Source organism: Pseudomonas sp. HAR-UPW-AIA-41, assembly GCF_002304225.1.
Taxonomy (GTDB): domain Bacteria; phylum Pseudomonadota; class Gammaproteobacteria; order Pseudomonadales; family Pseudomonadaceae; genus Aquipseudomonas.
The window spans coordinates 1-20,428 of the sequence record NZ_NSLB01000011.1; the positions used below are offsets into that span (position 1 = coordinate 1).

At 64.0% G+C, this 20,428-nt stretch carries 19 protein-coding genes; 7 read left to right on the forward strand and 12 right to left on the reverse strand.

Annotation, left to right across the window (positions count from 1 at the left end; translation table 11 throughout):
* Positions 1 to 325: 325 nt before the first annotated feature.
* Complete coding sequence (locus CK486_RS15795) at positions 326 to 1,375, reverse strand: AraC family transcriptional regulator (RefSeq protein ID WP_141248919.1); 1,050 nt, start codon at positions 1,373 to 1,375, stop codon at positions 326 to 328.
* 143 nt (positions 1,376 to 1,518) lie between these two features.
* Between CK486_RS15795 and CK486_RS15800 the strand changes: the two genes are divergently transcribed.
* Positions 1,519 to 2,376 (forward strand): metal-dependent hydrolase, encoded by an 858-nt coding sequence (locus CK486_RS15800; protein ID WP_095941275.1) that lies wholly within the window; start codon positions 1,519 to 1,521, stop codon positions 2,374 to 2,376.
* 72 nt (positions 2,377 to 2,448) lie between these two features.
* Here CK486_RS15800 and CK486_RS15805 read toward each other — a convergent pair whose 3' ends face one another.
* Positions 2,449 to 3,672 carry a CaiB/BaiF CoA-transferase family protein gene (locus CK486_RS15805; RefSeq protein ID WP_095941276.1) on the reverse strand — a complete coding sequence of 408 codons (1,224 nt, stop codon included), beginning with the start codon at positions 3,670 to 3,672 and terminating at the stop codon, positions 2,449 to 2,451.
* Positions 3,673 to 3,743: 71 nt separating this feature from the next.
* The gene (locus CK486_RS15810) at positions 3,744 to 4,925 is read right to left on the reverse strand and encodes an acyl-CoA dehydrogenase (protein ID WP_095941277.1); all 1,182 of its coding nucleotides are present in this window, start codon (positions 4,923 to 4,925) and stop codon (positions 3,744 to 3,746) included.
* A gap of 186 nt (positions 4,926 to 5,111) precedes the next feature.
* Here CK486_RS15810 and gcvA point away from each other — a divergent pair, with 186 nt between their 5' ends.
* A complete protein-coding gene (gcvA, locus tag CK486_RS15815) occupies positions 5,112 to 6,029 on the forward strand; it encodes a transcriptional regulator GcvA (protein ID WP_095941278.1) in 918 nt (305 codons plus the stop codon).
* Here gcvA and CK486_RS15820 read toward each other — a convergent pair.
* Together CK486_RS15820 and CK486_RS15825 are read right to left on the reverse strand one after the other, a co-directional pair.
* Entirely contained in the window at positions 6,004 to 6,459 is a 456-nt protein-coding gene (locus CK486_RS15820) for an SRPBCC family protein (protein WP_095941279.1), read from the reverse strand. The two genes, gcvA and CK486_RS15820, sit on opposite strands and share 26 nt — an antisense overlap.
* 18 nt (positions 6,460 to 6,477) lie before the next feature.
* The gene (locus tag CK486_RS15825) at positions 6,478 to 7,404 is read right to left on the reverse strand and encodes a LysR substrate-binding domain-containing protein (RefSeq protein ID WP_095941280.1); all 927 of its coding nucleotides are present in this window, start codon (positions 7,402 to 7,404) and stop codon (positions 6,478 to 6,480) included.
* Positions 7,405 to 7,540: 136 nt separating this feature from the next.
* On the opposite strand from CK486_RS15825, the gene CK486_RS15830 reads away from it, so the two are divergent.
* Entirely contained in the window at positions 7,541 to 8,935 is a 1,395-nt protein-coding gene (locus CK486_RS15830) for a NorM family multidrug efflux MATE transporter (RefSeq protein WP_095941281.1), read from the forward strand.
* 139 nt (positions 8,936 to 9,074) lie between these two features.
* On the opposite strand, the gene CK486_RS15835 is transcribed toward CK486_RS15830, so the two are convergent.
* Positions 9,075 to 10,718, reverse strand: coding sequence for a bifunctional diguanylate cyclase/phosphodiesterase (locus CK486_RS15835; protein ID WP_095941282.1), 1,644 nt, complete (start codon positions 10,716 to 10,718; stop codon positions 9,075 to 9,077).
* A 304-nt stretch (positions 10,719 to 11,022) separates the two neighbouring features.
* Between CK486_RS15835 and rep the strand changes: the two genes are divergently transcribed.
* Complete coding sequence (gene rep / locus CK486_RS15840; RefSeq protein ID WP_095941328.1) at positions 11,023 to 13,032, forward strand: DNA helicase Rep; 2,010 nt, start codon at positions 11,023 to 11,025, stop codon at positions 13,030 to 13,032.
* A gap of 66 nt (positions 13,033 to 13,098) precedes the next feature.
* Here the strand turns inward: rep and CK486_RS15845 are convergent, their stop codons facing one another.
* The 5 genes from CK486_RS15845 to dadA form a co-directional block, all read right to left on the reverse strand.
* Positions 13,099 to 13,524 carry a cytochrome c5 family protein gene (locus CK486_RS15845; protein ID WP_095941283.1) on the reverse strand — a complete coding sequence of 142 codons (426 nt, stop codon included), beginning with the start codon at positions 13,522 to 13,524 and terminating at the stop codon, positions 13,099 to 13,101.
* A gap of 122 nt (positions 13,525 to 13,646) precedes the next feature.
* The gene (locus tag CK486_RS15850; RefSeq protein WP_095941284.1) at positions 13,647 to 14,195 is read right to left on the reverse strand and encodes a cupin domain-containing protein; all 549 of its coding nucleotides are present in this window, start codon (positions 14,193 to 14,195) and stop codon (positions 13,647 to 13,649) included.
* A gap of 119 nt (positions 14,196 to 14,314) precedes the next feature.
* The gene (alr, locus tag CK486_RS15855; RefSeq protein WP_095941285.1) at positions 14,315 to 15,388 is read right to left on the reverse strand and encodes an alanine racemase; all 1,074 of its coding nucleotides are present in this window, start codon (positions 15,386 to 15,388) and stop codon (positions 14,315 to 14,317) included.
* A gap of 113 nt (positions 15,389 to 15,501) precedes the next feature.
* Positions 15,502 to 15,849, reverse strand: coding sequence for a RidA family protein (locus tag CK486_RS15860; RefSeq protein WP_095941286.1), 348 nt, complete (start codon positions 15,847 to 15,849; stop codon positions 15,502 to 15,504).
* On the reverse strand, positions 15,824 to 17,122 hold the full coding sequence (gene dadA, locus CK486_RS15865; protein WP_095941287.1) for a D-amino acid dehydrogenase: 1,299 nt from the start codon (positions 17,120 to 17,122) through the stop codon (positions 15,824 to 15,826). The genes CK486_RS15860 and dadA overlap by 26 nt, the downstream gene beginning before the upstream one ends.
* Before the next feature lie 155 nt (positions 17,123 to 17,277).
* On the opposite strand from dadA, the gene CK486_RS15870 reads away from it, so the two are divergent.
* The gene (locus CK486_RS15870; RefSeq protein ID WP_095941288.1) at positions 17,278 to 17,766 is read left to right on the forward strand and encodes an Lrp/AsnC ligand binding domain-containing protein; all 489 of its coding nucleotides are present in this window, start codon (positions 17,278 to 17,280) and stop codon (positions 17,764 to 17,766) included.
* A gap of 1 nt (position 17,767) precedes the next feature.
* On the opposite strand, the gene CK486_RS15875 is transcribed toward CK486_RS15870, so the two are convergent.
* A complete protein-coding gene (locus CK486_RS15875) occupies positions 17,768 to 18,121 on the reverse strand; it encodes a YkgJ family cysteine cluster protein (protein ID WP_095941289.1) in 354 nt (117 codons plus the stop codon).
* Between the two features lie 185 nt (positions 18,122 to 18,306).
* Here CK486_RS15875 and CK486_RS15880 point away from each other — a divergent pair, with 185 nt between their 5' ends.
* Together CK486_RS15880 and CK486_RS15885 are read left to right on the forward strand one after the other, a co-directional pair.
* Positions 18,307 to 19,629, forward strand: coding sequence for an FAD-binding oxidoreductase (locus CK486_RS15880; protein WP_095941290.1), 1,323 nt, complete (start codon positions 18,307 to 18,309; stop codon positions 19,627 to 19,629).
* Between the two features lie 139 nt (positions 19,630 to 19,768).
* Complete coding sequence (locus CK486_RS15885) at positions 19,769 to 20,374, forward strand: outer membrane beta-barrel protein (protein ID WP_095941291.1); 606 nt, start codon at positions 19,769 to 19,771, stop codon at positions 20,372 to 20,374.
* Positions 20,375 to 20,428 lie beyond the last annotated feature (54 nt).

Sequence of the window (20,428 nt, forward strand, 5' to 3'; positions counted from 1 at the left end):
AACTTGTTAAAGAGCGTTTGGTTAAGCCTTCGTCTCAACCGAGGCGCGCATTCTACAGCACCTCTTCAACCCGTCAAGCTCTTTTTCGAAAATTTCTTTCTACTTCAGTCACTTGCCGCTTCGCGCTTTCTACTTCGCTTCAGCGAGGCGCGCATCTTACAGCGAGCCCGGTTACTGTCAAGCGCGATTTAGAAAATTTCTTTCTATTTCAATCACTTGCCGCATCTGCTTACCTAGGTACGCGTCAGCGAGGGGCGCATTCTACAGATACCAATTCCCCTGTAAACCCCCTACAGCGAAAAAGGTGAATATTCTCTGTTCCTTCCTATATAGCTGCCTGTTGCTCAGCTCGCCAGGCTCGCGGTGGGTAGCCGGTGAGGCGGCGGAAGGTGCGGGTGAAGTTGGAAACATCGGCAAAGCCGAGCTGCCAGGCCACTTCACTGATAGACAGGTGCCGGTTTTCCAGCAGGCGGCAGCAGCGCTGGCGTAATTCGGCATCCAACAGCAGGCGGTAGCTCGCGCCCTGCTCCTGGAGGCGACGCTTCAATGTGCGCGGCGACAGGTGCACACGCTGCGCCATCTCTTCGAGGGTTGGCAGCGCCTGCGCTGCATCACTCATACGCAAGTGTTCCTCGACCTGCTGGCGCACACTGCTGCGCAGCGCCACCAATTGCCGGTATTCCTGCTCACACTGCTCCCGGGCAAAGCCAGCGGCAACGGGATCAGCCAGACGCGGCCGCGCCTCGGAAAGACCCACCGGCAGTAACAACGCCCACTCTCCCGACTCATACCGGATCGGCGCAGGCAGGCTCGCCCGGAACTGCGCCCAGTAAGCAGGCTGCGGGCCAGGCATATGGATGCGCCCCCCCTGCAGCGGCCGCCCCAGCAGTTGCTCCGCCACATAAGCCAAACCCACCAGCACAGCCTCCATGACAAACACCTCTGGCTCACCCAACGCCACGCGGGGACTGAAGACGATCCGCCACTGGGTACTGCCTCGCTGCAACTCTGCGCGCAGGAAGGGCACGCGCAGGGCCATGAAGCGCATGGCCGCCTGCAGCGCCTCACCAATATTGGGGCTGGCCAGCGCAAGCATGCCCAGCGAACCGTGCATGGTGACATTCATGGCCCGCGCATAGATCAGCCCCAACCCCTGATCGCCCGCCAGCGCCACAGCCCGCTGTGCCGCCTGAAAGCCGGTGAGCAGGGAAATGCGGCTATCCGGCTGCAGCAGGCCCGCACGCGTCACGCCCAGCCCCTCGATCACCTGCTGCTCATCATGTCCGAGACGCCGGACCACATCGCACAGCAGCAATAGATAGATGCCCGGCACCCCCTGAAAGGCTTCCTGTACCGGCACCTGGCCCGTTTCCACCAAAGTTAGACCCCCTCCGACCAGACTGCTGATACGAGGCACGCCACACTGCAGCACACCCGGTTCTCCCCCGAGACATAGGGGACAAACAGATATAAGCAGCAGCAGCGCGGCCGCTCACCGGCCGAAAGGAGAGTCCGCAGATGGCCCGTAATCACCAGAAGCCTGCCCAGGTCGATATCAGCGTACGGCGCATGGACTTCGCATTTACCGACATTCCCCGCTACTGGGCGCTGAAGGACCCGGTATGCACCCACTTCCTCAATGCGCTGTCGCTGACCTTCCCGGATGGCGAACGCTTCTTCGTCGACTCGGTGCGCGCCCTGCGTGACCGCGTCGAGGACAAGGCCCGACAGAAGGAAATCTCCGGTTTCATCGGCCAGGAGGCGATGCACTCCAAGGAGCACGAGACCTTCAACCAGATGCTCGAAGGCCAGGGTTATGGCCCGGTGATAGAGCCGGCGCTGAAGCTGACCCGCTTCCTCCTTGCCCGCGCCCGCACGATGCTCACCCCCAAGCAGATGCTCGGCGCCACCGCGGGCCTGGAGCACATCACCGCCATCCTCGCCCAGCGCATGCTGCGCGACCCCAAGCTGATCGAGGGTCTGGATCCGTCGGTGCGCGCGTTGTGGGTCTGGCATGCCATCGAGGAAATCGAGCACAAGGCGGTGGCCTTCGACCTATATCAGGACGTGGTCGGCAGCTACTGGGGTCGGGTGCGCCTGCTGCTGGCCGGCTCCACCGGCCTGCTCGGCTACTGCGTGCGCTACACCTGGGCCTTCCTCAAGGCCGACGGCCTGCACACCAACCCGAAGGTGCTGGTCCGAGGCCTGTGGCGCCTGTTCGGCTGGAACGGCATCGTCAGCGGGGTGATCCCGGACTATCTGCAGTACTTCCGCCCGGGCTTTCACCCCTGGCAGGAAGACAACAGTTCGATGATCGCGCGCTGGAAGGAAATCCTGCCGCAACCGGGCAATGCGGCAGCGGTCGCGGCGGTTTGAAAAAGGAAACGGGGCGAACCGTGCTGGCGCAAGCCATTGTGCAGCTCGATCCGCCCCGTTTGACTCGTCGAATCAGATCACGCCCTGCTCACGCAACTGAGCCTGAGCGGCGCTATCCAGTCCCAGCAGACGCTGCAGCACCTCGGCGGTGTGCTCACCCAGCGTCGGTGGCGCGTTGCGGTATTGCACCGGCGTCGCCGACAGGCGCAGCGGACTGGCCACCTGCGGGGTGACGCCGCCGTAGCTGTTGGGCATGTCCACGCGCAGGCCACGGGCCTGCACCTGCGGATCAGCGAAGACCTCGGCCAGGTCATTGATCGGCCCGCAGGGCACGCCGGCCGCCTCCAGCAGTTGCACCCATTCGGCGGTGGTCTTGAACACCGTAGCTTGGCGGATCAGCGGAATCAGCTCGTCGCGATTGGCCACGCGAGCCTTGTTGGTGGAAAAGCGCGAGTCACCGGCCAAAGCCGTAAGGCCGGCGACCTCGCAAAACTTGCCGAACTGACTGTCGTTGCCCACCGCCAGAATGAAGTCGCCGTCGGCGCTGGGGAAATCCTGGTAGGGCACGATGTTCGGGTGGGCATTGCCCAGGCGCTTGGGCGAGCGCCCGGTGCACAGGTAATTCATGGCCTGATTGGCCAGGCAGGCCACCTGCACGTCGAGCAGGGCCACATCGATATGCTGGCCCAGACCCGACTGTTCACGCTGATTGAGCGCGGCCAGCACCCCGACCGTGGCGTATAACCCGGTGAGGATATCGGTGAGCGCCACGCCGACCTTCATGGGGCCGGCGCCCGCTTCACCTTCCGAGCGCCCGGTGAGGCTCATCAAGCCTCCGAGACCCTGGATCATGAAGTCGTAGCCTGCTCGCTTGGCGTAGGGCCCGTCCTGCCCGAAGCCGGTGATGGAGCAGTAGATCAGTCGCGGGTTCACCGCTTTCAGCGATTCGTAATCGAGACCGTAGGCCTTGAGGCCACCGACCTTGAAGTTCTCCAGCACCACGTCGCACTGCGCCGCCAGCTCGCGGATCAGGCGCTGACCCTCGGCCTGGGTGAAGTCCACGGTCAGCGACTGCTTGTTGCGGTTGGCGCTCTGGAAGTAGGCCGCCTCGCGGGTGTCGTTGCCCTCGGCGTCCTTCACGTAGGGCGGGCCCCAGTGACGGGTATCGTCACCGCTGCCGGGGCGTTCAACCTTGATCACCTCGGCGCCGAGATCGGCCAGGGTCTGCCCGGCCCAGGGACCGGCCAGCACACGGGACAAATCGAGGACGCGGATATGCGAGAGCGCACCGGACATGACGGGACCTCCTTCGAACAAGACAGCAGGGTCACAGCGGGCGGGGCCGGATGGCCCCGCCGCAGGCAGGCTTAGAAGAACGCCTGGATGCCGGTCTGGGCGCGACCGAGGATCAGCGCGTGGACGTCGTGGGTTCCTTCGTAGGTGTTAACCACCTCGAGGTTGACCAGGTGGCGGGCCACGCCGAACTCGTCGGAGATGCCGTTGCCGCCGAGCATGTCACGCGCCATGCGGGCGATATCCAGAGCCTTGCCGCAGCTGTTGCGCTTCATGATCGAGGTGATTTCCACCGCGGCGGTGCCCTCGTCCTTCATGCGCCCCAGGCGCAGGCAGCCTTGCAGAGCCAGGGTGATCTCGGTCTGCATATCAGCCAGTTTCTTCTGGATCAGCTGGTTGGCGGCCAGCGGGCGGCCGAACTGCTGGCGGTCCAGGGTGTACTGGCGGGCGGTGTGCCAGCAGGCTTCGGCGGCTCCCAGTGCGCCCCAGCTGATGCCGTAGCGGGCGGAGTTCAGACAGGTGAACGGGCCGCGCAGACCCCGCACGTCCGGAAAGGCGTTCTCTTCCGGGCAGAATACGTTGTCCATGACGATCTCGCCGGTGATCGACGCACGTAGGCCGACCTTGCCATGGATGGCCGGCGCGGACAGACCTTCCCAGCCCTTCTCCAGCACGAAGCCGCGGATCTCGCCGGCATCGTCCTTGGCCCAGACCACGAACACGTCGGCAATCGGGCTGTTGGTGATCCACATCTTGGCGCCGGTCAGGCGGTAGCCGCCCTCGACCTTCTTGGCGCGGGTGATCATCGAACCCGGGTCGGAGCCATGATTCGGCTCGGTCAGGCCGAAGCAGCCGATGTATTCGCCGCTGGCCAGTTTGGGCAGGTACTTCTGCTTGGTCGCTTCGCTGCCGAACTCGTTGATCGGCACCATCACCAGGGAGGACTGCACGCTCATCATCGAGCGGTAGCCGGAGTCGATGCGCTCCACTTCACGGGCGATCAGGCCATAGCACACGTAATTCAGGCCGCTGCCACCGTACGCTTCCGGGATGGTCGCGCCGAGCAGGCCGGTCTCACCCATTTCTCGGAAGATCTTCGGGTCGGTCTGCTCATGGCGGAAGGCCTCCAGCACGCGCGGGGCCAGCTTGTCGGCAGCAAACTGCTGGGCGCTGTCACGCACCATGCGCTCTTCTTCGGTGAGCTGCTGATCGAGCAGCAGCGGGTCTTCCCAGTTGAATTGTGCTTTGCCGGCCATGAAGAAATCCTCGGTGTGGGTTGCGACAGGAGCAGTGTCGATCTGCTCTCGGTTGGCGTGGGATTGATCCTAGGCCCGCTTTGCTGATCCGGCAAACGAGTTATTCGCACTCACTTGTGCAAATAACTCACTTCGAAATAGCCTACATGGCGATTATTTATACATTAATGTGAGCCTAGTGCACTTATGCGCCGCAAGATCCCCAGCACAGCCGCACTGATCGCCTTCGAGTCGGCCGCCCGCCACCAGAGCTTCACCCGCGCGGCCGATGAACTGCTGCTGACCCAGAGCGCCATCTGCCGGCAGATCGCCAGCCTCGAGGAGTTTCTCGGCGTCGAGCTGTTCCGCCGCTCGCGGCGCGGGGTCAAGCTGACCGAGGCCGGCATGGCCTACAGCCGCCGGGTGGCCCTGCAACTGGATGCCGTGGAGCGCGACACCCTGGCGGTGATGGGCCAGCAGAGCGCACAGACCCTGGAGCTGGCGGTGGTGCCGACCTTCGGCACCCAGTGGCTGCTGCCGCGCCTGAGCGAGTTCCAGCGCCAGCACCCCGGTGTCACGGTGAACCTGTCCAGCCGCACACGGCCCTTCCTGTTCGCCGAGACCGACTTCGACGCCGCCATCTATTACGGTGATGCCGACTGGCCTGGCAGCCAGGCGCATTTTCTGATGGCCGAGAATGCCCAGCCGGTGTGCAGCCCGGTCCTGCTGCAGGGCCGAACCACGCTGACCGCCACCGAACTGGCGCAACTGCCGCTGCTGCAGCAGAGCACCCGCCCCTATGCCTGGCGCCAGTGGTTCGCCAGCCAGGGCCTGAATGTCGGCCACGACCTCAACGGCCCGCGCCTGGAGCTCTTTTCCATGCTGGCCATGGCCGCCGGCGAGGGCATGGGCGCAGCGCTCATCCCGCCCTTCATGATCGAGCGCGAACTGGCCGAAGGCCGGCTGGTCTGCCCGCTGCCGGTCAGCGCCGAGAACGACAAGGGCTATTACCTGGTGATTCCCGAGCGCAAGGCCGAGTCCGCCGCCCTGCGTGCCTTCCGCGACTGGCTGCTGAGCACCGCCGAGCGCTACCGCGCCACTAGCCGGCCTCCAGCAGACTCTTGAGATTGCTCAGCGCCACTGGCGACAGCAGGCGCTGACGGCGGCGCAGCAGCGGCATCATCAGACGGGTGATGCCGCCGACGTCGAAGGTCAGGGTCCGCGTCAGCCGGGTGCCGACCACCGAGGGCTGCAGCTGGTAACGAATCTCCAGCCAGCCGTCGCGCATCTGCCCGCGGCACAGCCAGTGCTGCCCCGGCGCGGCGGCCAGCACCTGATAGTGCGTTTCACGGTGCAGACTCGGCGGCAGAGGCGCCAGCGGCTGCACGACAATCTCTTCGTCGAAGCTGTCACCCACCGCCAGCTCACTGACCAGCGCCCTGGCCGAGCGCGAACTGGGGTGCCAGTGGTGCCAGTGCCACGGCTGGGTGATGAAGGCGTAGACCTCGGCAGGGCTACGGGCGATATCGATGCTGTGCTGCATCTGTGCAGGCATGGTGGTTCCTTGTTGTTCTTATTGGATAGGGACTCGCTCGACCGACGGCAACTGCAGGGCCGCCACCTCTTGCTGCAGATAATCGCGCAAGACATGAAAGCGTTCCTGGCCTCGCCGCGCCTTCGGCCAGACCAGATAGTAGCTGCAACCACTGAATACCGCGCTGGGCCAGGGCAGGCCAAGGCGCCCCGCGCCAACATCCTCGGCCACAAGCGCCAGATCGCCGATCGACACCCCGTAGCCGCGCGCGGCGGCAACGATGCCCAGTTCCAGCATGTCGAACACCTGACCGGCCTTGAGCGGCACCTGCTCGGCCAGGCCCATGGCCGCCAGCCACTGGCGCCAGTCGCGGCGGTCCGGCGTCGGGTGCAACTGCTCAGCCTGCTGCAGACGCGCCAGATCCCACGGGCCGGCCGCCGCATCCTCCGGCGCGCAAACGGGAATCAGCCACTCCTCGAACAGCTTGCACACCTCCCAGTCCGGCGGAAACTGCCCGTCATTGAGCAGTACCGCGCAGTCGAAGGGCTCACGCTCGAAGTCGACCTTGTCGACATCCATCCACGCCGCGGTCAGCTGCACCTCGAAATCCGGTTGCTGCAGGCGCAGGCGCGACAACCTCGCCAGCAGCCAGCGCATGGTCAGGGTCGAGGGCGCCTTCAGACGCAGCACGCCCTCCTCGCTGCGCAGACTGGCGCAGGCGCTTTCCAGCGCGGCAAAACCCTGCTGCAAACCCGGCAACAGCAGCCGGCCGGGTTCGGTCAGGCGCAGACCGCGCCCTTCGCGCTCGAACAGGCGGCAGCCGAAGTCGGCCTCCAGGGTGCGGATATGCCGGCTGACCGCGCTCTGGGTAATGGCCAGCTCGGCAGCGGCACGGGTAAAGGACAGGTGCCGCGCCGCCGCCTCGAAGGCGCGCAGCGCATAGAGTGGTGGCAAACGCTCGCTCACGCTTCTAATCCATGAGTTTTAGTCATATCAGGCATCAGTTCTTTCCTTTTGTGCAGCCTGCTCAGGCGCCAGGAGAATAGCGTCATTCTCGGTCAATGCTGACCGTATCGCCAATTTGCTTTCCCGAGTCTGACTCATGCCACAAGCCACCCGCGCCGAACTCTTCGCCCTGCTGCGCCTGGCCGGCCCGCTGATCGCCGCACAGCTGGCCCATGTGCTGATGGTGTTCACCGACACCGTGATGATGGGCAAGCTCGGCCCCGAGGCACTGGCCGCCGGTGGCCTGGGCGCGGCGGCCTACAACCTGGTGTCGATCTTCTGCGTCGGCGTCACCGCTGCGGTGGGCAACCTGGTTGCCATCCGCCATGGCGCCGGCGATGCCCGGGGCGTGCGGCTGATGACCCAGGCCGGTATCTGGGTGGCTCTGGCGCTGGCCCTGCTGTCGATGCTGCTGCTGTGGAACGCGGCGCCCTTCCTGCGTCTGGCCGGGCAGGAGGAAGCCAACATCGCCGGCGCCATGAGCTTCCTGCAGACGCTGGTATTCGCCCTGCCCGGCTACCTGCTGTTCATGAGCCTGCGCGGCTTCACCAGTGCACTGGGCAAGCCGGGGCCGGTGCTGGCCATCAGCCTCGGCGGCGCGGCGGCCAACTTCGTTCTCAACTATGTGCTGATCCACGGCCTGTTCGGCCTGCCGAAGATCGGCCTGGCCGGCATCGGCCTGGTCACCGCACTGGTGCAGACCGCCATGGCGCTGCTGCTGGCCCTTTACCTGCGCCGGCAGCCGTTCTACCAGCCCTGGCCACTGCTGCCCGGCCTGTTCGCCGTGCGCTGGGCGGACATCCGCGAGAACCTGCGTCTGGGCCTGCCGATCGGCGGCACCTACATCGTCGAATCCGGTTTGTTCTTCGTCGCCGCGCTGTGCATGGGCGCGCTGGGCAGCACGGAGCTGGCGGCACATCAGATCGCCATTCAGGCGGTCTACGTGGCCTTCATGGTGCCGGTGGGCATTTCCTACGCGGCCAGCTTTCGTATCGGTCAGCACTATGGCGCCGGGCGCTGGCACGAGGCACGGCAGACCGGCCGGCTGGCCATCGGTCTGGGCGCGCTGTGCATGCTTGGCTTTGCCCTGCTGTTCTGGCTGGCGCCGCACTGGGTGATCGAGCTGTTCCTCGATGCCGAAGATGCCCAGCACCGCGCGGTGATCGAGCTGGCGGTCAGTCTGCTGGCCATCGCCGCCTGGTTCGAGCTGTTCGACGGCCTGCAGACCATCGCCATGGGCGCCATCCGTGGCCTCAAGGATGCTCGCACTACTTTCTACGTCGGCCTGCTCTGCTACTGGGGCATTGGCGCGCCCATGGCCTGGGGCCTGGCCATGCCGCTGGGCTTCGGCGCGGCGGGCGTCTGGTGGGGGCTGGCCATCGGGCTGGCCTGCGCCGCGTGCGGCCTGATCGCCGCTTTCGAATGGCGCACCGGGCGTCACCTGCAGCCTTTGCCGGTGACTCAGCGGGTATGCCTGGGTGGCGAAGACTGACTGGCAGTTGGAAAACTACCTGCGTTGCCATCGCAGCGTTAAAAACAGGCTCAGAATGCTCATTTACCACTCGTAAACTGCGCTTCTTCGCCTGTTTTCGCCTTGCGCTGGCGGCCTCGCCAACGTTTTCAACAGCCAGTCAATCCGCCAGCAGGGCCTGACGCTGACCAAAGACGAGAAAGCGCGCCAGCTCGGTGAGCGGCAACGGCTTGCTGATGAAGTAGCCCTGCACCTGATCGCAGCCGAACTCGCGCAGCTGGCGCAGTTGCTCCGGTTCTTCGACCCCCTCGGCCACCACCTCAAGATGAAGGTTGTGCGCCATGTTGACCATGGCCTTGACCAGCTGCGGACCATCGCCGCGCTGGTGCATCTCGGCAACGAAGCTCTTGTCGATCTTCAGCAGGGTGATCGGCAGACTGGACAGGTGGACGAAGGAGGAGAAACCGGTGCCGAAGTCGTCCAGGGAGAAGCGCACGCCCAGTTCGCTGAGCGCATCCATGGTCAGGCGCACCTGATCGCTGCGGCGCATCACTGCGGTTTCGGTCAGCTCGAACTCCAGCCAGTGCCCGTCCACGCCACGCTCGTCGATCAGGCGCTGCAGGGTCGGTAGCAACTGACTGTCCTGGAACTGGCGGAACGACAGGTTCACTGCCATGTGCAGGTCCGGCAGGCCGCGACCACGCAGCCACTGCATATCGCGCAGGGCACGACTGATCACCCAGTAACCGAGCGGCACAATCAGCCCGCTTTCTTCGGCCAGTGGCACGAATTCGTTGGGCGTGAGCAGTCCGCGCTCGCGGTGATTCCAGCGCACCAGTGCTTCCAGCCCGACGATCTCGCCCGTCTTGAGACTCAGGCGCGGCTGGTAGTGCAGCTCCAGCTCATCACGGCGCAGGGCCCGACGCAGCTCACTTTCCAGATCAGCCATGCAGCGCGCGCTGCGGTTGATGCGCTCGTCGTAGACGTGGAAGGTACAGCCCTGCTGACTCTTGGCCTGCTGCATGGCGATGTGCGCGTGCCACAGCAGCGGGTCGGCATCATCACCCGCGCGGGCATGGGCCAGGCCCAGACTGCAGCCCAGCAGCAGGCTTTCGCCATCCACCCAGTAGGGTTCGGCCAGCACTTCGGTGATGCGCTCGGCCAGCTTTTCCGCCCGCGAACTGTCGCGGCGGGTATCCAGCAACAGGGCAAATTCGTCGCTGCCCAAGCGGGCAAGCATGTCGCCGGCCTCCAGCTGGCCGCGCAGACGCGCCACCACCTGCAGGATCAGACGATCACCGCCCTGATGCCCGAGGGCATCGTTGACGTGCTTGAAGTTGTCCAGATCGAGGTGGCCGAGTGCCAGGCCATGGCCGGTGAACTCGGCCAGGCGTGCGGCCAGCAGGGTCTGGAAGCCCTGGCGATTGGCGATACCGGTCAGCGCATCCTGCTCGGCCAGACGCCGCACGGCCCCCTGCAGGGCGGCGTAGTCAGCGGCATGGCGCAATGTGCGGCATAGCATGGCCGGGCTCAGCTCGGCGCGACTGAGCCAATCACTAACCCCCTCGGGGCGCTGCTCGGGCTCATCTTCCAGCAGCAGGATCAACGGGAAGGGGCAACAGCCGGGTGCAGGCAAACAGGCCGGCGTGGCTAATACCAACGTACCGGGCTGCTCATCAAACAGACCGCTCGCAGCAGACCAAGAAGGCGCGGTGATCAGCGCCGCGGTAGCATCAAGCTGCTCCAGGCGCTCACGCAGCAGCTCGGCCCAGGCGGGCGAATCTGCCAGCAACAACAAGCGCATGGATTCTACAAACGCGCGCAAATGACCTCCCCGGCCAACCTCTACACGGCATGGAGCCGCGACTGCTAAAGCCTTCCGGGCGTTATACGTGCACTTTTCCCTGTGGGCCTTTCTGGCCAGCGCAGACTCTGCAGCCCGCGCTTGCGTCAGACAATGACCGATCGTCAGCTAAGGGTACTGATTTATTGTGACTTGCCAAGCCAAGTGCATCGCGATCTGCATTTGGTCACATCCATAGGAATGCGCCGGCACAACACTCAGGCCCTGCTAAAATGCCGCTCCGTTTACTTGCAGTCTCATGTCCATGTCTCGTCTCAACCCCCGCCAGCAGGAAGCCGTGAACTACATCGGCGGCCCCATGCTTGTGCTCGCCGGTGCCGGCTCCGGCAAGACCAGCGTGATCACGCGCAAGATCGCCTACCTGATCCAGCAGTGTGGCATCCGGGCACAGAACATTGTCGCGGTGACCTTCACCAACAAGGCCGCGCGCGAGATGAAAGAACGCGTCAGCAGCCTGCTGCGCGGCGGCGAAGGCAAAGGCCTGACGGTATCGACCTTCCACAATCTGGGCCTGAACATCATCCGCAAGGAGCATGCGCGTCTGGGCTACAAGCCAGGCTTCTCGATCTTCGACGAGGGCGACATCAAGGCTCTGCTCACCGACATCATGCAGAAGGAATACGCCGGCGATGACGGCGTGGACGAGATCAAGAACTACATCGGCGGCTGGAAGAACGACCTGATCCTGCCCGACGAGGCGCTGGCCAAGGCGCGCAACCCCAAGGAGCAGACCGCCGCCATCGTCTACCTGCACTACCAGCGCACGCTCAAGGCGTACAACGCGGTGGATTTCGACGACCTGATTCTGCTGCCGGTAAAGCTGTTTCAGGAGCACCCGGACATCCTGGAAAAATGGCAGTTCCGTGTGCGCTACATGCTGGTCGACGAATACCAGGACACCAACGCCAGCCAGTACCTGCTGGTGAAGATGCTGGTGCAGGACCGCGCCCAGTTCACCGTGGTCGGCGACGATGACCAGTCGATCTATGCCTGGCGCGGGGCGCGGCCGGAAAACCTGATGCAGCTGAAGGAGGACTTCCCCTCGCTCAAGGTGGTGATGCTGGAGCAGAACTACCGCTCCACCAGCCGCATCCTCAAGTGCGCCAACGTGCTGATCGCCAACAACCCGCACGTGTTCGAGAAGCAGCTGTGGTCGGAGATGGGCCATGGCGACCCGATCCGCATCATCCGCTGCCGCAACGAGGAAGCCGAAGCCGAGCGCATCGCCCTGGAAATCCTCACGCTGCACCTGCGCACCCAGCGCCCGTACAGTGAGTTCGCCATCCTCTACCGGGGCAACTACCAGGCCAAGCTGATGGAGCTGAAACTGCAGCACCATCAGATTCCCTATCGCCTGTCCGGCGGCACCAGCTTCTTCGCCCGTCAGGAGGTGAAGGACCTGATGAGCTACTTCCGCCTGCTGGTCAACCCGGACGACGACAACGCCTTCCTGCGCGTGATCAACGTGCCGCGCCGGGAGATTGGCTCGACCACGCTGGAAAAACTCGGCAATTACGCCACCGAGCGCAAGATCAGCATGTACGCGGCCTGCGACGAGCTGGGCCTGTCCGAGCATCTGGACAACCGCTATACCGAGCGCCTGTCGCGCTTCAAGCGCTACATGGACAACCTGCGCCAGCAGTGCGCGCAGAACGACCCGATCGCCGCGCTGCGGAGCATGGTGATGGACATCGACTACGAGAACTGGATCCGCACCAACAGCTCCAGCGACAAGGCCGCGGACTTCCGCATGGGCAACGTCTGGTTCCTCATCGATGCGCTGAAGAACACCCTGGAGAAGGACGAGGACGGCGGCATGACCGTCGAGGACGCTATCGGCAAGCTGGTGCTGCGCGACATGCTCGAACGCCAGCAGGAGGAAGAGGAAGGCGCCGAAGGCGTGCAGATGATGACCCTGCATGCCAGCAAGGGCCTGGAGTTCCCCTACGTGTTCATCATGGGCATGGAGGAGGAAATCCTTCCGCACCGCTCCAGCATCGAGGCCGACACGGTCGAGGAAGAGCGCCGCCTGGCCTACGTGGGCATCACCCGCGCACGGCAGAATCTGGCCATCACCTTCGCCGCCAAGCGCAAGCAGTACGGCGAGATCGTCGAGTGCACGCCGAGCCGCTTCCTCGACGAACTGCCGCCCGAAGACCTGCAGTGGGAAAACCTCGAGGACGCTCCGCAGGAGGTCAAGGCCGCCACCGGCAAGTCGGCGCTGGCCGATATCCGAGCGATGCTGAAAAAGTAGTCGCCAGCGGAAATCTGCCGGCCACAAAAAAACCGCCCGCAGGCGGTTTTTCAGCGAAGCGCGATCTTACAGACCGGACATCTTCTTGATAGCGCCCTTCAGCTCGTCGTCCGAGCAGGTGGCGCAGGTGCCTTTCGGCGGCATGGCGTTGATACCGGCGATAGCCGATTTCAGCAGACCGTCGACACCGCCCTTGGCACTGGCACGGGCTTTCCAGGCAGCAGCATCACCAATTTTCGGTGCGCCCAGAACGCCAGGTGTGTGGCAGGCGCCGCAGTGAGCAGCGATTACGTCGTCCGGAGACTTGGCACCACCGCCGGCAGCAGCGGCAACGGCGCCAACGCCCTTGCACTCTTCGCCCTGCACGCAGACTTGGCCAACTGGCTTCAGACGCTCGGCAATCACCGCCGCATCGTTATCGGCCTGGGCGTTAACAGCCCACAGGGCCAACACGGCAGCATTGGCTGCCAGCATTTTTTTAATCAGGTTCACGCTTACACCCTCATCGTGGCTGGTCACGCCCGCGACCACGGGTCTCGCGAGCGGGCGTCAGTATAGCGGCAAGCCTGCATCACCGAAATAACCCAAGGTGTCGCAGGGGCTTAGACCATAAGTTAGAAGTTCGCCGGGGTGGTGGCGCTGATCAGTCGCGCCGGCTTGTCGCCCGGGTTGCGGAAGCGATGCGGCTTGCCACTGTCGAAGTAGTAGCTGTCGCCCGGCTCCAGAAGAAACACTTCGCTGCCCACGGTCAGCTCCAGGCTGCCCTCGATCAGCATGCCGGCTTCTTCGCCATCGTGGCTGTACATGTCCTCACCGGTATCGGCGCCCGGCGGGTAGGTTTCGTCGAGGAAGGCCAGGGCCCGGTTGGGGTGAGCCTTGCCCACCAGCTTGAAGGCCACCTCCCCGCTGCTCATGCTGAGCAGTTCGTCGGCCTTGTACACCACCTGGGTGGTGTTCTCTTCGTCCATATCGAGGGAGAAGAACTCCACCAGGGACATCGGGATGCCGGAAAGCACCTTCTTCAGCGAGCTGATCGAGGGGCTCACGCTGTTTTTCTCGATCATGGAGATGGTGCTGTTGGTCACGCCTGCCCGCTTGGCGAGCTCACGCTGAGAAAGACCTTTGAGTTTGCGAATGCCTTGCAAACGAACGCCGACGTCCAATGCGGGTGTCCTCCTTAAAGGGGAGCGATATGTTGTCGGCGTAGTTTGTCAACGACGTTCAGAATTTACAACACTTTGTTTTCCCAAACGCCTCAAACGCCCGTTTCACGGGCCTGCATTCATGAACCCGGGTATTCCCGGGGCACGCGCTTGAGGTTGCAGAAAATCTGATAGGGGATGGTGTCGGCATGCTGCGCCACCGTGCTGGCCAGCACCTGCCGCCCCCACAGTTCGACCCGGCTGCCCAGTCCGGCCTGCGGCAGATCGGTCAGATCGACGGTCAGCATGTCCATGGACACCCGGCCGATGATCCGCGTGAGCTGCCCATCCACCGCCACCGGCGTGCCGGTCGGGGCATGCCGTGGGTAGCCGTCGGCGTACCCCATGGCCACCACACCCACGCGGGTCGGCCGCTCGGTAATGAAACGCGCGGCGTAGCCCACCGGTTCACCGGCAGGCAGTTCACGCACGCTGATGACCCTGGACTCCAGCGTCATCACCGGCTGCAGCTGCGCAGCCAGCGGATGAGCCTCGGCAAAAGGCGTGGCGCCGTAAAGCATGATGCCGGGGCGTACCCAGTCGCTGGGGATGGACGGCCAGCCGAGAATCGCCGGCGAGTTGCGCAAGCTGACTTCAGCCTGCAGCTCGCCGCGGGCCGCCTGGAACACCGCCACCTGTTCGGCGCTGCGCGGACAGTCCAGCTCATCGGCGCGGGCGAAGTGGCTCATCAGCACGATCTTGCCGACCTGTCCGCTGGCCAGCAGACGGCGGTAAGCCGCCTGGTATTCCGCCGGATGCAGGCCGACCCGGTGCATACCGGAATCCATCTTCAGCCACAGGGTCAGCGGAGTTTTCAGCGAGGCGCGCTCGATGACATCAACCTGCCAGACCGAATGCACCACGCACCACAGCTGATGCTGCTCGATCAGCGCCAGCTCCGCGGCTTCGAAAAAACCTTCCAGCAGCAGAATCGGCCCCTGCACACCCGCGGCGCGCAGCTCCAGCGCCTCCTCGATACAGGCCACCGCGTAACCATCGGCCAGGCCGGCCAGCGCCTCGGCGCAGCGCACCGCGCCATGGCCATAGGCATCGGCCTTGATCACGGCCAGCGCACGGGCACCGGTAGCCTCGCGGGCCAGTTGGTAGTTGTGCCGCAGGGCGGCGAGGTCGATCAGGGCACGGGCGGGACGCATGGTGATTACTTCTTGGTCACGGTTAAAAAAAAGCCCGGCTAGTGCCGGGCAAAACAAGGGTGTGTTCTGCCAAACACCCACCTGCATACTTCAAATGGACAGCGCTATGACATTCAGAGCGCAGCAATCACCGACATTTCCACCAGTACCTGCGCGTCATAAAGCTTTGCCTCGACGGTAGCGCGGGCCGGCGTGGCGCCCGGCACGACCCAGGCATCCCACTCGGCATTCATGCCGGCATAGTCGGCCATGTCCTTGAGGTAGATGGTCACCGAGAGAATCCTGCTCTTGTCGGTACCGGCCTCGGCGAGAAAACGGTCGATGCTCGCCAGCGTCTCGCGGGTCTGCTGCCGAATGTCGCCGCGGTAGTCATCCGCCAGTTGGCCGGCCAGGTAGACCGTACCGTTGTGGATGACAACTTCGCTGTAGCGCGACTCAGTGTGCAGGCGCTGGATGGACATGCTTGTGACTCTCCTTGGACGGACGGTAGCGGGAAATATCCAGGCCTTCCGGGCTGATCTGCGGACGCTTCTTCGCCATCAGATCGGCGAGCAGGCGACCGGAGCCGCAGGCCATGGTCCAGCCAAGGGTACCGTGTCCGGTGTTGAGGAACAGGTTGCGGTAGCTGGTGGCGCCGACGATCGGGGTGCCGTCCGGGGTCGCCGGACGCAGACCGGTCCAGAACTCGGCCTGCTTGAGGTCACCGCCCTGCGGGTACAGATCGCCGGTGATCATCTCCAGCGTTTCGCGCCGGCGCGGGTTGAGCGACAGATCGAACCCGGCGATTTCGGCCATGCCGCCAACGCGGATACGGTTATCGAAACGGGTGATGGCGACCTTGTAGGTCTCGTCGAGAATGGTCGAGGTCGGCGCCATCGCCGCGTTGATGATCGGCACGGTCAGTGAGTAGCCCTTGAGCGGGTAGAGCGGCGCCTTGATTCCCAGCGGCTTGAGCAGTTGCGGACTGTAGCTGCCCAGTGCCAGAACGTAGTGATCGGCGGTTTCCAGCTTGCCGTCGATCCACACGCCGTTGATACGGTCACCCACGGCATCCAGACGCTGGATGTTCTGGCCAAAGCGGAATTCCACGCCCAGCTGCTTGGCCATCTCGGCCAGCTTGCTGGTGAACATCTGGCAGTCACCGGTCTGGTCGTTGGGCAGACGCAGGGCGCCGGCCAGCTTGTCGGTGACACCGGCCAGAGCCGGCTCGACACGGGCGATACCGGCACGGTCCAGCAGTTCGAACGGCACGCCGGATTGCTCCAGCACGGCGATATCCTTGGCGGCGCCATCCAGCTGAGCCTGGGTGCGGAACAGCTGGGTGGTGCCCAGCTGACGGCCTTCATAGCTGATGCCGGTTTCGGCGCGCAGTTCGTCGAGGCAGTCGCGGCTGTACTCGGACAGGCGCACCATGCGCTCCTTGTTCACCGCATAGCGCGCGGCGGTGCAGTTGCGCAGCATCTGCAGCATCCAGAAGTACTGGTCAGCCTCGCCGGTGAGCTTGATCGCCAGCGGCGCGTGCTTCTGCAGCAGCCACTTCATGGCTTTCAGCGGGATGCCCGGAGCGGCCCAGGGCGAGGCGTAGCCCGGCGAGACCTGACCGGCGTTGGCAAAGCTGGTTTCCAGGGCGGGACCGTTCTGCCGGTCAACCACCACCACCTCGAAACCGGCCCGCGCCAGGTAATAGGCACTGGCCGTACCAATCACACCGCTGCCAAGGACCAGAACACGCATTGCCGCCTCCCACATCTGGCCTGGCCAGACGTTTGTTATTTTGATCAGAGATGCTGCGGAGTATAGGCAGGCCAAAGCAGTGTTTTTCACTGATTAGAAAGCTATATTTGGCGATAAATCTTGGCAAAACCGCTTATTGCAAAGGCGTATCCACCATGAGAACCCAGCACCAGAGCCGGCGCGAGCTGGATAAAATCGATCGGAATATCTTACGCATCCTGCAAGACGAAGGACGCATATCGTTCACCGAGTTGGGCGACCGTGTTGGGCTGTCCACCACCCCCTGCACCGAGCGCGTGCGCCGGCTGGAGCGCGAGGGCTTCATTCAGGGTTATCACGCCCGGCTCAATCCGCAGTTCCTCAAGGCCGGCCTGCTGGTGTTCGTCGAAATCAGCCTGGCGGCCAAGTCCGGCGACATCTTCGACGAGTTCCGCCGCGCGGTGCTCAAGCTGCCGCACGTACTGGAATGCCATCTGGTGTCCGGCGACTTCGATTACCTGGTCAAGGCGCGCATCAGCGAGATGGCCAGCTACCGCAAGCTGCTGGGCGACATCCTGCTACGCCTGCCCCATGTGCGCGAATCGAAGAGCTACATCGTGATGGAGGAGGTCAAGGAGACCCTCAGCCTGCCCGTCGCCGACTGAATCAGACCAGGCGCTGGCGGGTGCTGGCGATTAGCTGGTGCACCTGACGTTCGACCCGCTCATCAACCGGCACCTCCGGTCCCCGGCCGCGCGGGCAGGGCAGGCGTGGCGTGGTACCGAACAGGCGGCAGATCAGCGGGCGCTGGTCATACACCTGACAGCCATCCGGGCCGAGGTGCACACAGTTGAGCTCGGCCAGCGCAGCGTCATGCTCGGCCACACTCCTGACCGGCAGACGCAGCAGCTCCTCGGACGACGCGGTGACCGGCCCGCAGCAGTCATGACAGCCGGGCACACAGGCAAAGCGCGGGATCTGCCGGCGCAGGTCATCGATCTTGTCGTCGTTACAACTCATCAAGGTTACAACTCGTTGGTATTCCCACGGGCAACAAGGGTAAGGCCTGGCACCAACAAAGTCCGACTTGAACGACAAATGAGCAACTGCCTGGTGATTTTTTCGCCATTGCCCCCTTGGCGGACGACGGGGCCGCGCTTATTCTGCCGTTGATTTTTTCACACACAACAATCAGGAAATCACACATGAACGCCCGCGTTCACCCACCGGTGCACAGCACCAACCACGCCCCGTCCTACTACGCCGCCAGCGCCAACCGCCAGCTGCAATACCCGCCTCTGGGAGGTGAGGTACAGGTCGATGTGTGCGTGATCGGTGGCGGGTTCTCGGGTCTGAACACCGCTATCGAGCTGGCTGAACGTGGTCTTTCCGTTGCACTGCTGGAAGCGCATCAGATCGGCTGGGGCGCAAGCGGTCGCAATGGCGGCCAGCTGATCCGTGGCGTCGGGCATGGCGTCGAGCAGTTCGAGCCGGTCATAGGCAAGGACGGCGTGCGCGAACTCAAGCTGATGGGCCTGGAGGCCGTCGAGCTGGTACGCAACCGCGTCGCCAAGTACAACATCGACTGCGACCTGACCTGGGGCTACTGCGATCTGGCCAACAAGCCGGCGCACTTCGAAGGTTTCCAGGAAGACATGGCCGAACTCATGGCCCTCGGCTACCAGCATGAGATGCGCCTGGTCCAGCCCGACCGGATGCACGAAGTGGTCGGCTCCGACCGCTATTGCGGTGGCATGATCGACATGGGCTCGGGCCACCTGCACCCGCTCAACCTGGCCTTGGGCGAAGCCGCCGCCGCTCAGGCGCTGGGCGTGAAGCTGTTCGAGCATTCAGCGGTCACCCGCATCGACTACGGCCCGCAGGTCAAGGTTCATACCGAGCGCGGCCACGTGCTGGCCAACACCCTGGTGATCGGCTGCAACGCCTACATCAAGGACCTCAACCCGACTCTGGGCGGCAAGGTGCTGCCCGCCGGCAGCTACGTGATCGCCACTGAGCCACTGGGCGCCGAACGCGCACGCAAGCTGATTCCGCAGAACATGGCCCTGTGCGACCAGCGCGTCGCACTGGACTACTACCGCCTGTCCGCCGACCACCGCCTGCTGTTCGGCGGCGCCTGCCATTACTCGGGCCGTGACCCGGCAGACATTGCCGCCTACATGCGACCGAAGATGCTGGCGGTGTTCCCGGAGCTGGCCGATGTGCGCATCGACTTCCAGTGGGGCGGCATGATCGGCATCGGCGCCAACCGCCTGCCGCAGATCGGCAAACTCAAGGACCAACCCAACGTGTTCTATGCCCAGGCCTACTCCGGCCATGGGGTGAACGCCACTCACCTGGCCGGCAAGCTGCTCGGCGAGGCCATCGCCCTGCGCGAAAGTCGCGGCTTCGAGCTGTTCGCTCAGGTACCGCACATGACCTTCCCCGGCGGCAAATACCTGCGCTCGCCGCTACTGGCCCTGGGCATGGGCTGGTATCGCCTGAAGGAAGCTGTCGGACTGGCCTGAGCTCCAACCGGCACCGCTACCAGGGCGGTGCCGGTATCCACACTTCGTTCAGCGTTGGTTCAGCCGGGGTACAGCTACCGTTCAGTTGCACCCCGGCAACATTGGCTCCGAGTTCAACAACAACCTTCGGAGCTACACCATGAAAAACCAACTGAACAAATTCGCTCTCGCCACTGCACTGGGCATGGCCACCCTCACCGTTCAGGCTGCCGATAACTTCGTCGGTCTGACCTGGGGCCAGACCGACAACAACATCCAGAAGTCTGGTGCGCTCAACCGCAACCTCGACAACCCCAATCTGGACAAGGTGATTGACGGTACCGGTACCTGGGGCGTTCGCGCCGGCCAGGCCGATCAGGATGGTCGCTACTACGTGACCTACGAAAATCTCTCGGACACCGACAGCGGCTACAAGCTGCGCCAGCAGAACCTGCTCGGCAGCTACGATGTGTTCTTCCCACTGGGCGAAAACGGCACCCAGCTTTTCGCCGGTGGTACTCTCGGCCTGGTCAAACTGGAGCAGGAAAGTTCGGGCGCCAAACGTGACAGCGATATCGGCTACGCAGCCGGGCTGCAGGTCGGTATTCTGCAAAACCTGAATAAAAACGCCTCGATCGAAGCGGGCTACCGCTACCTGCGCACCAACGCCAGCACCGAAATCGCACCACACGGTGGCAGCAAGCTCGGCTCGCTGGACCTGCACAGCAGCAGCCAGGCCTACCTGGGCGCCAGCTACAAGTTCTGATGAAAACCGCACAGGGCCGGGCAACCGTCCGGCCCGCCACCAGCAGGCCAGGAG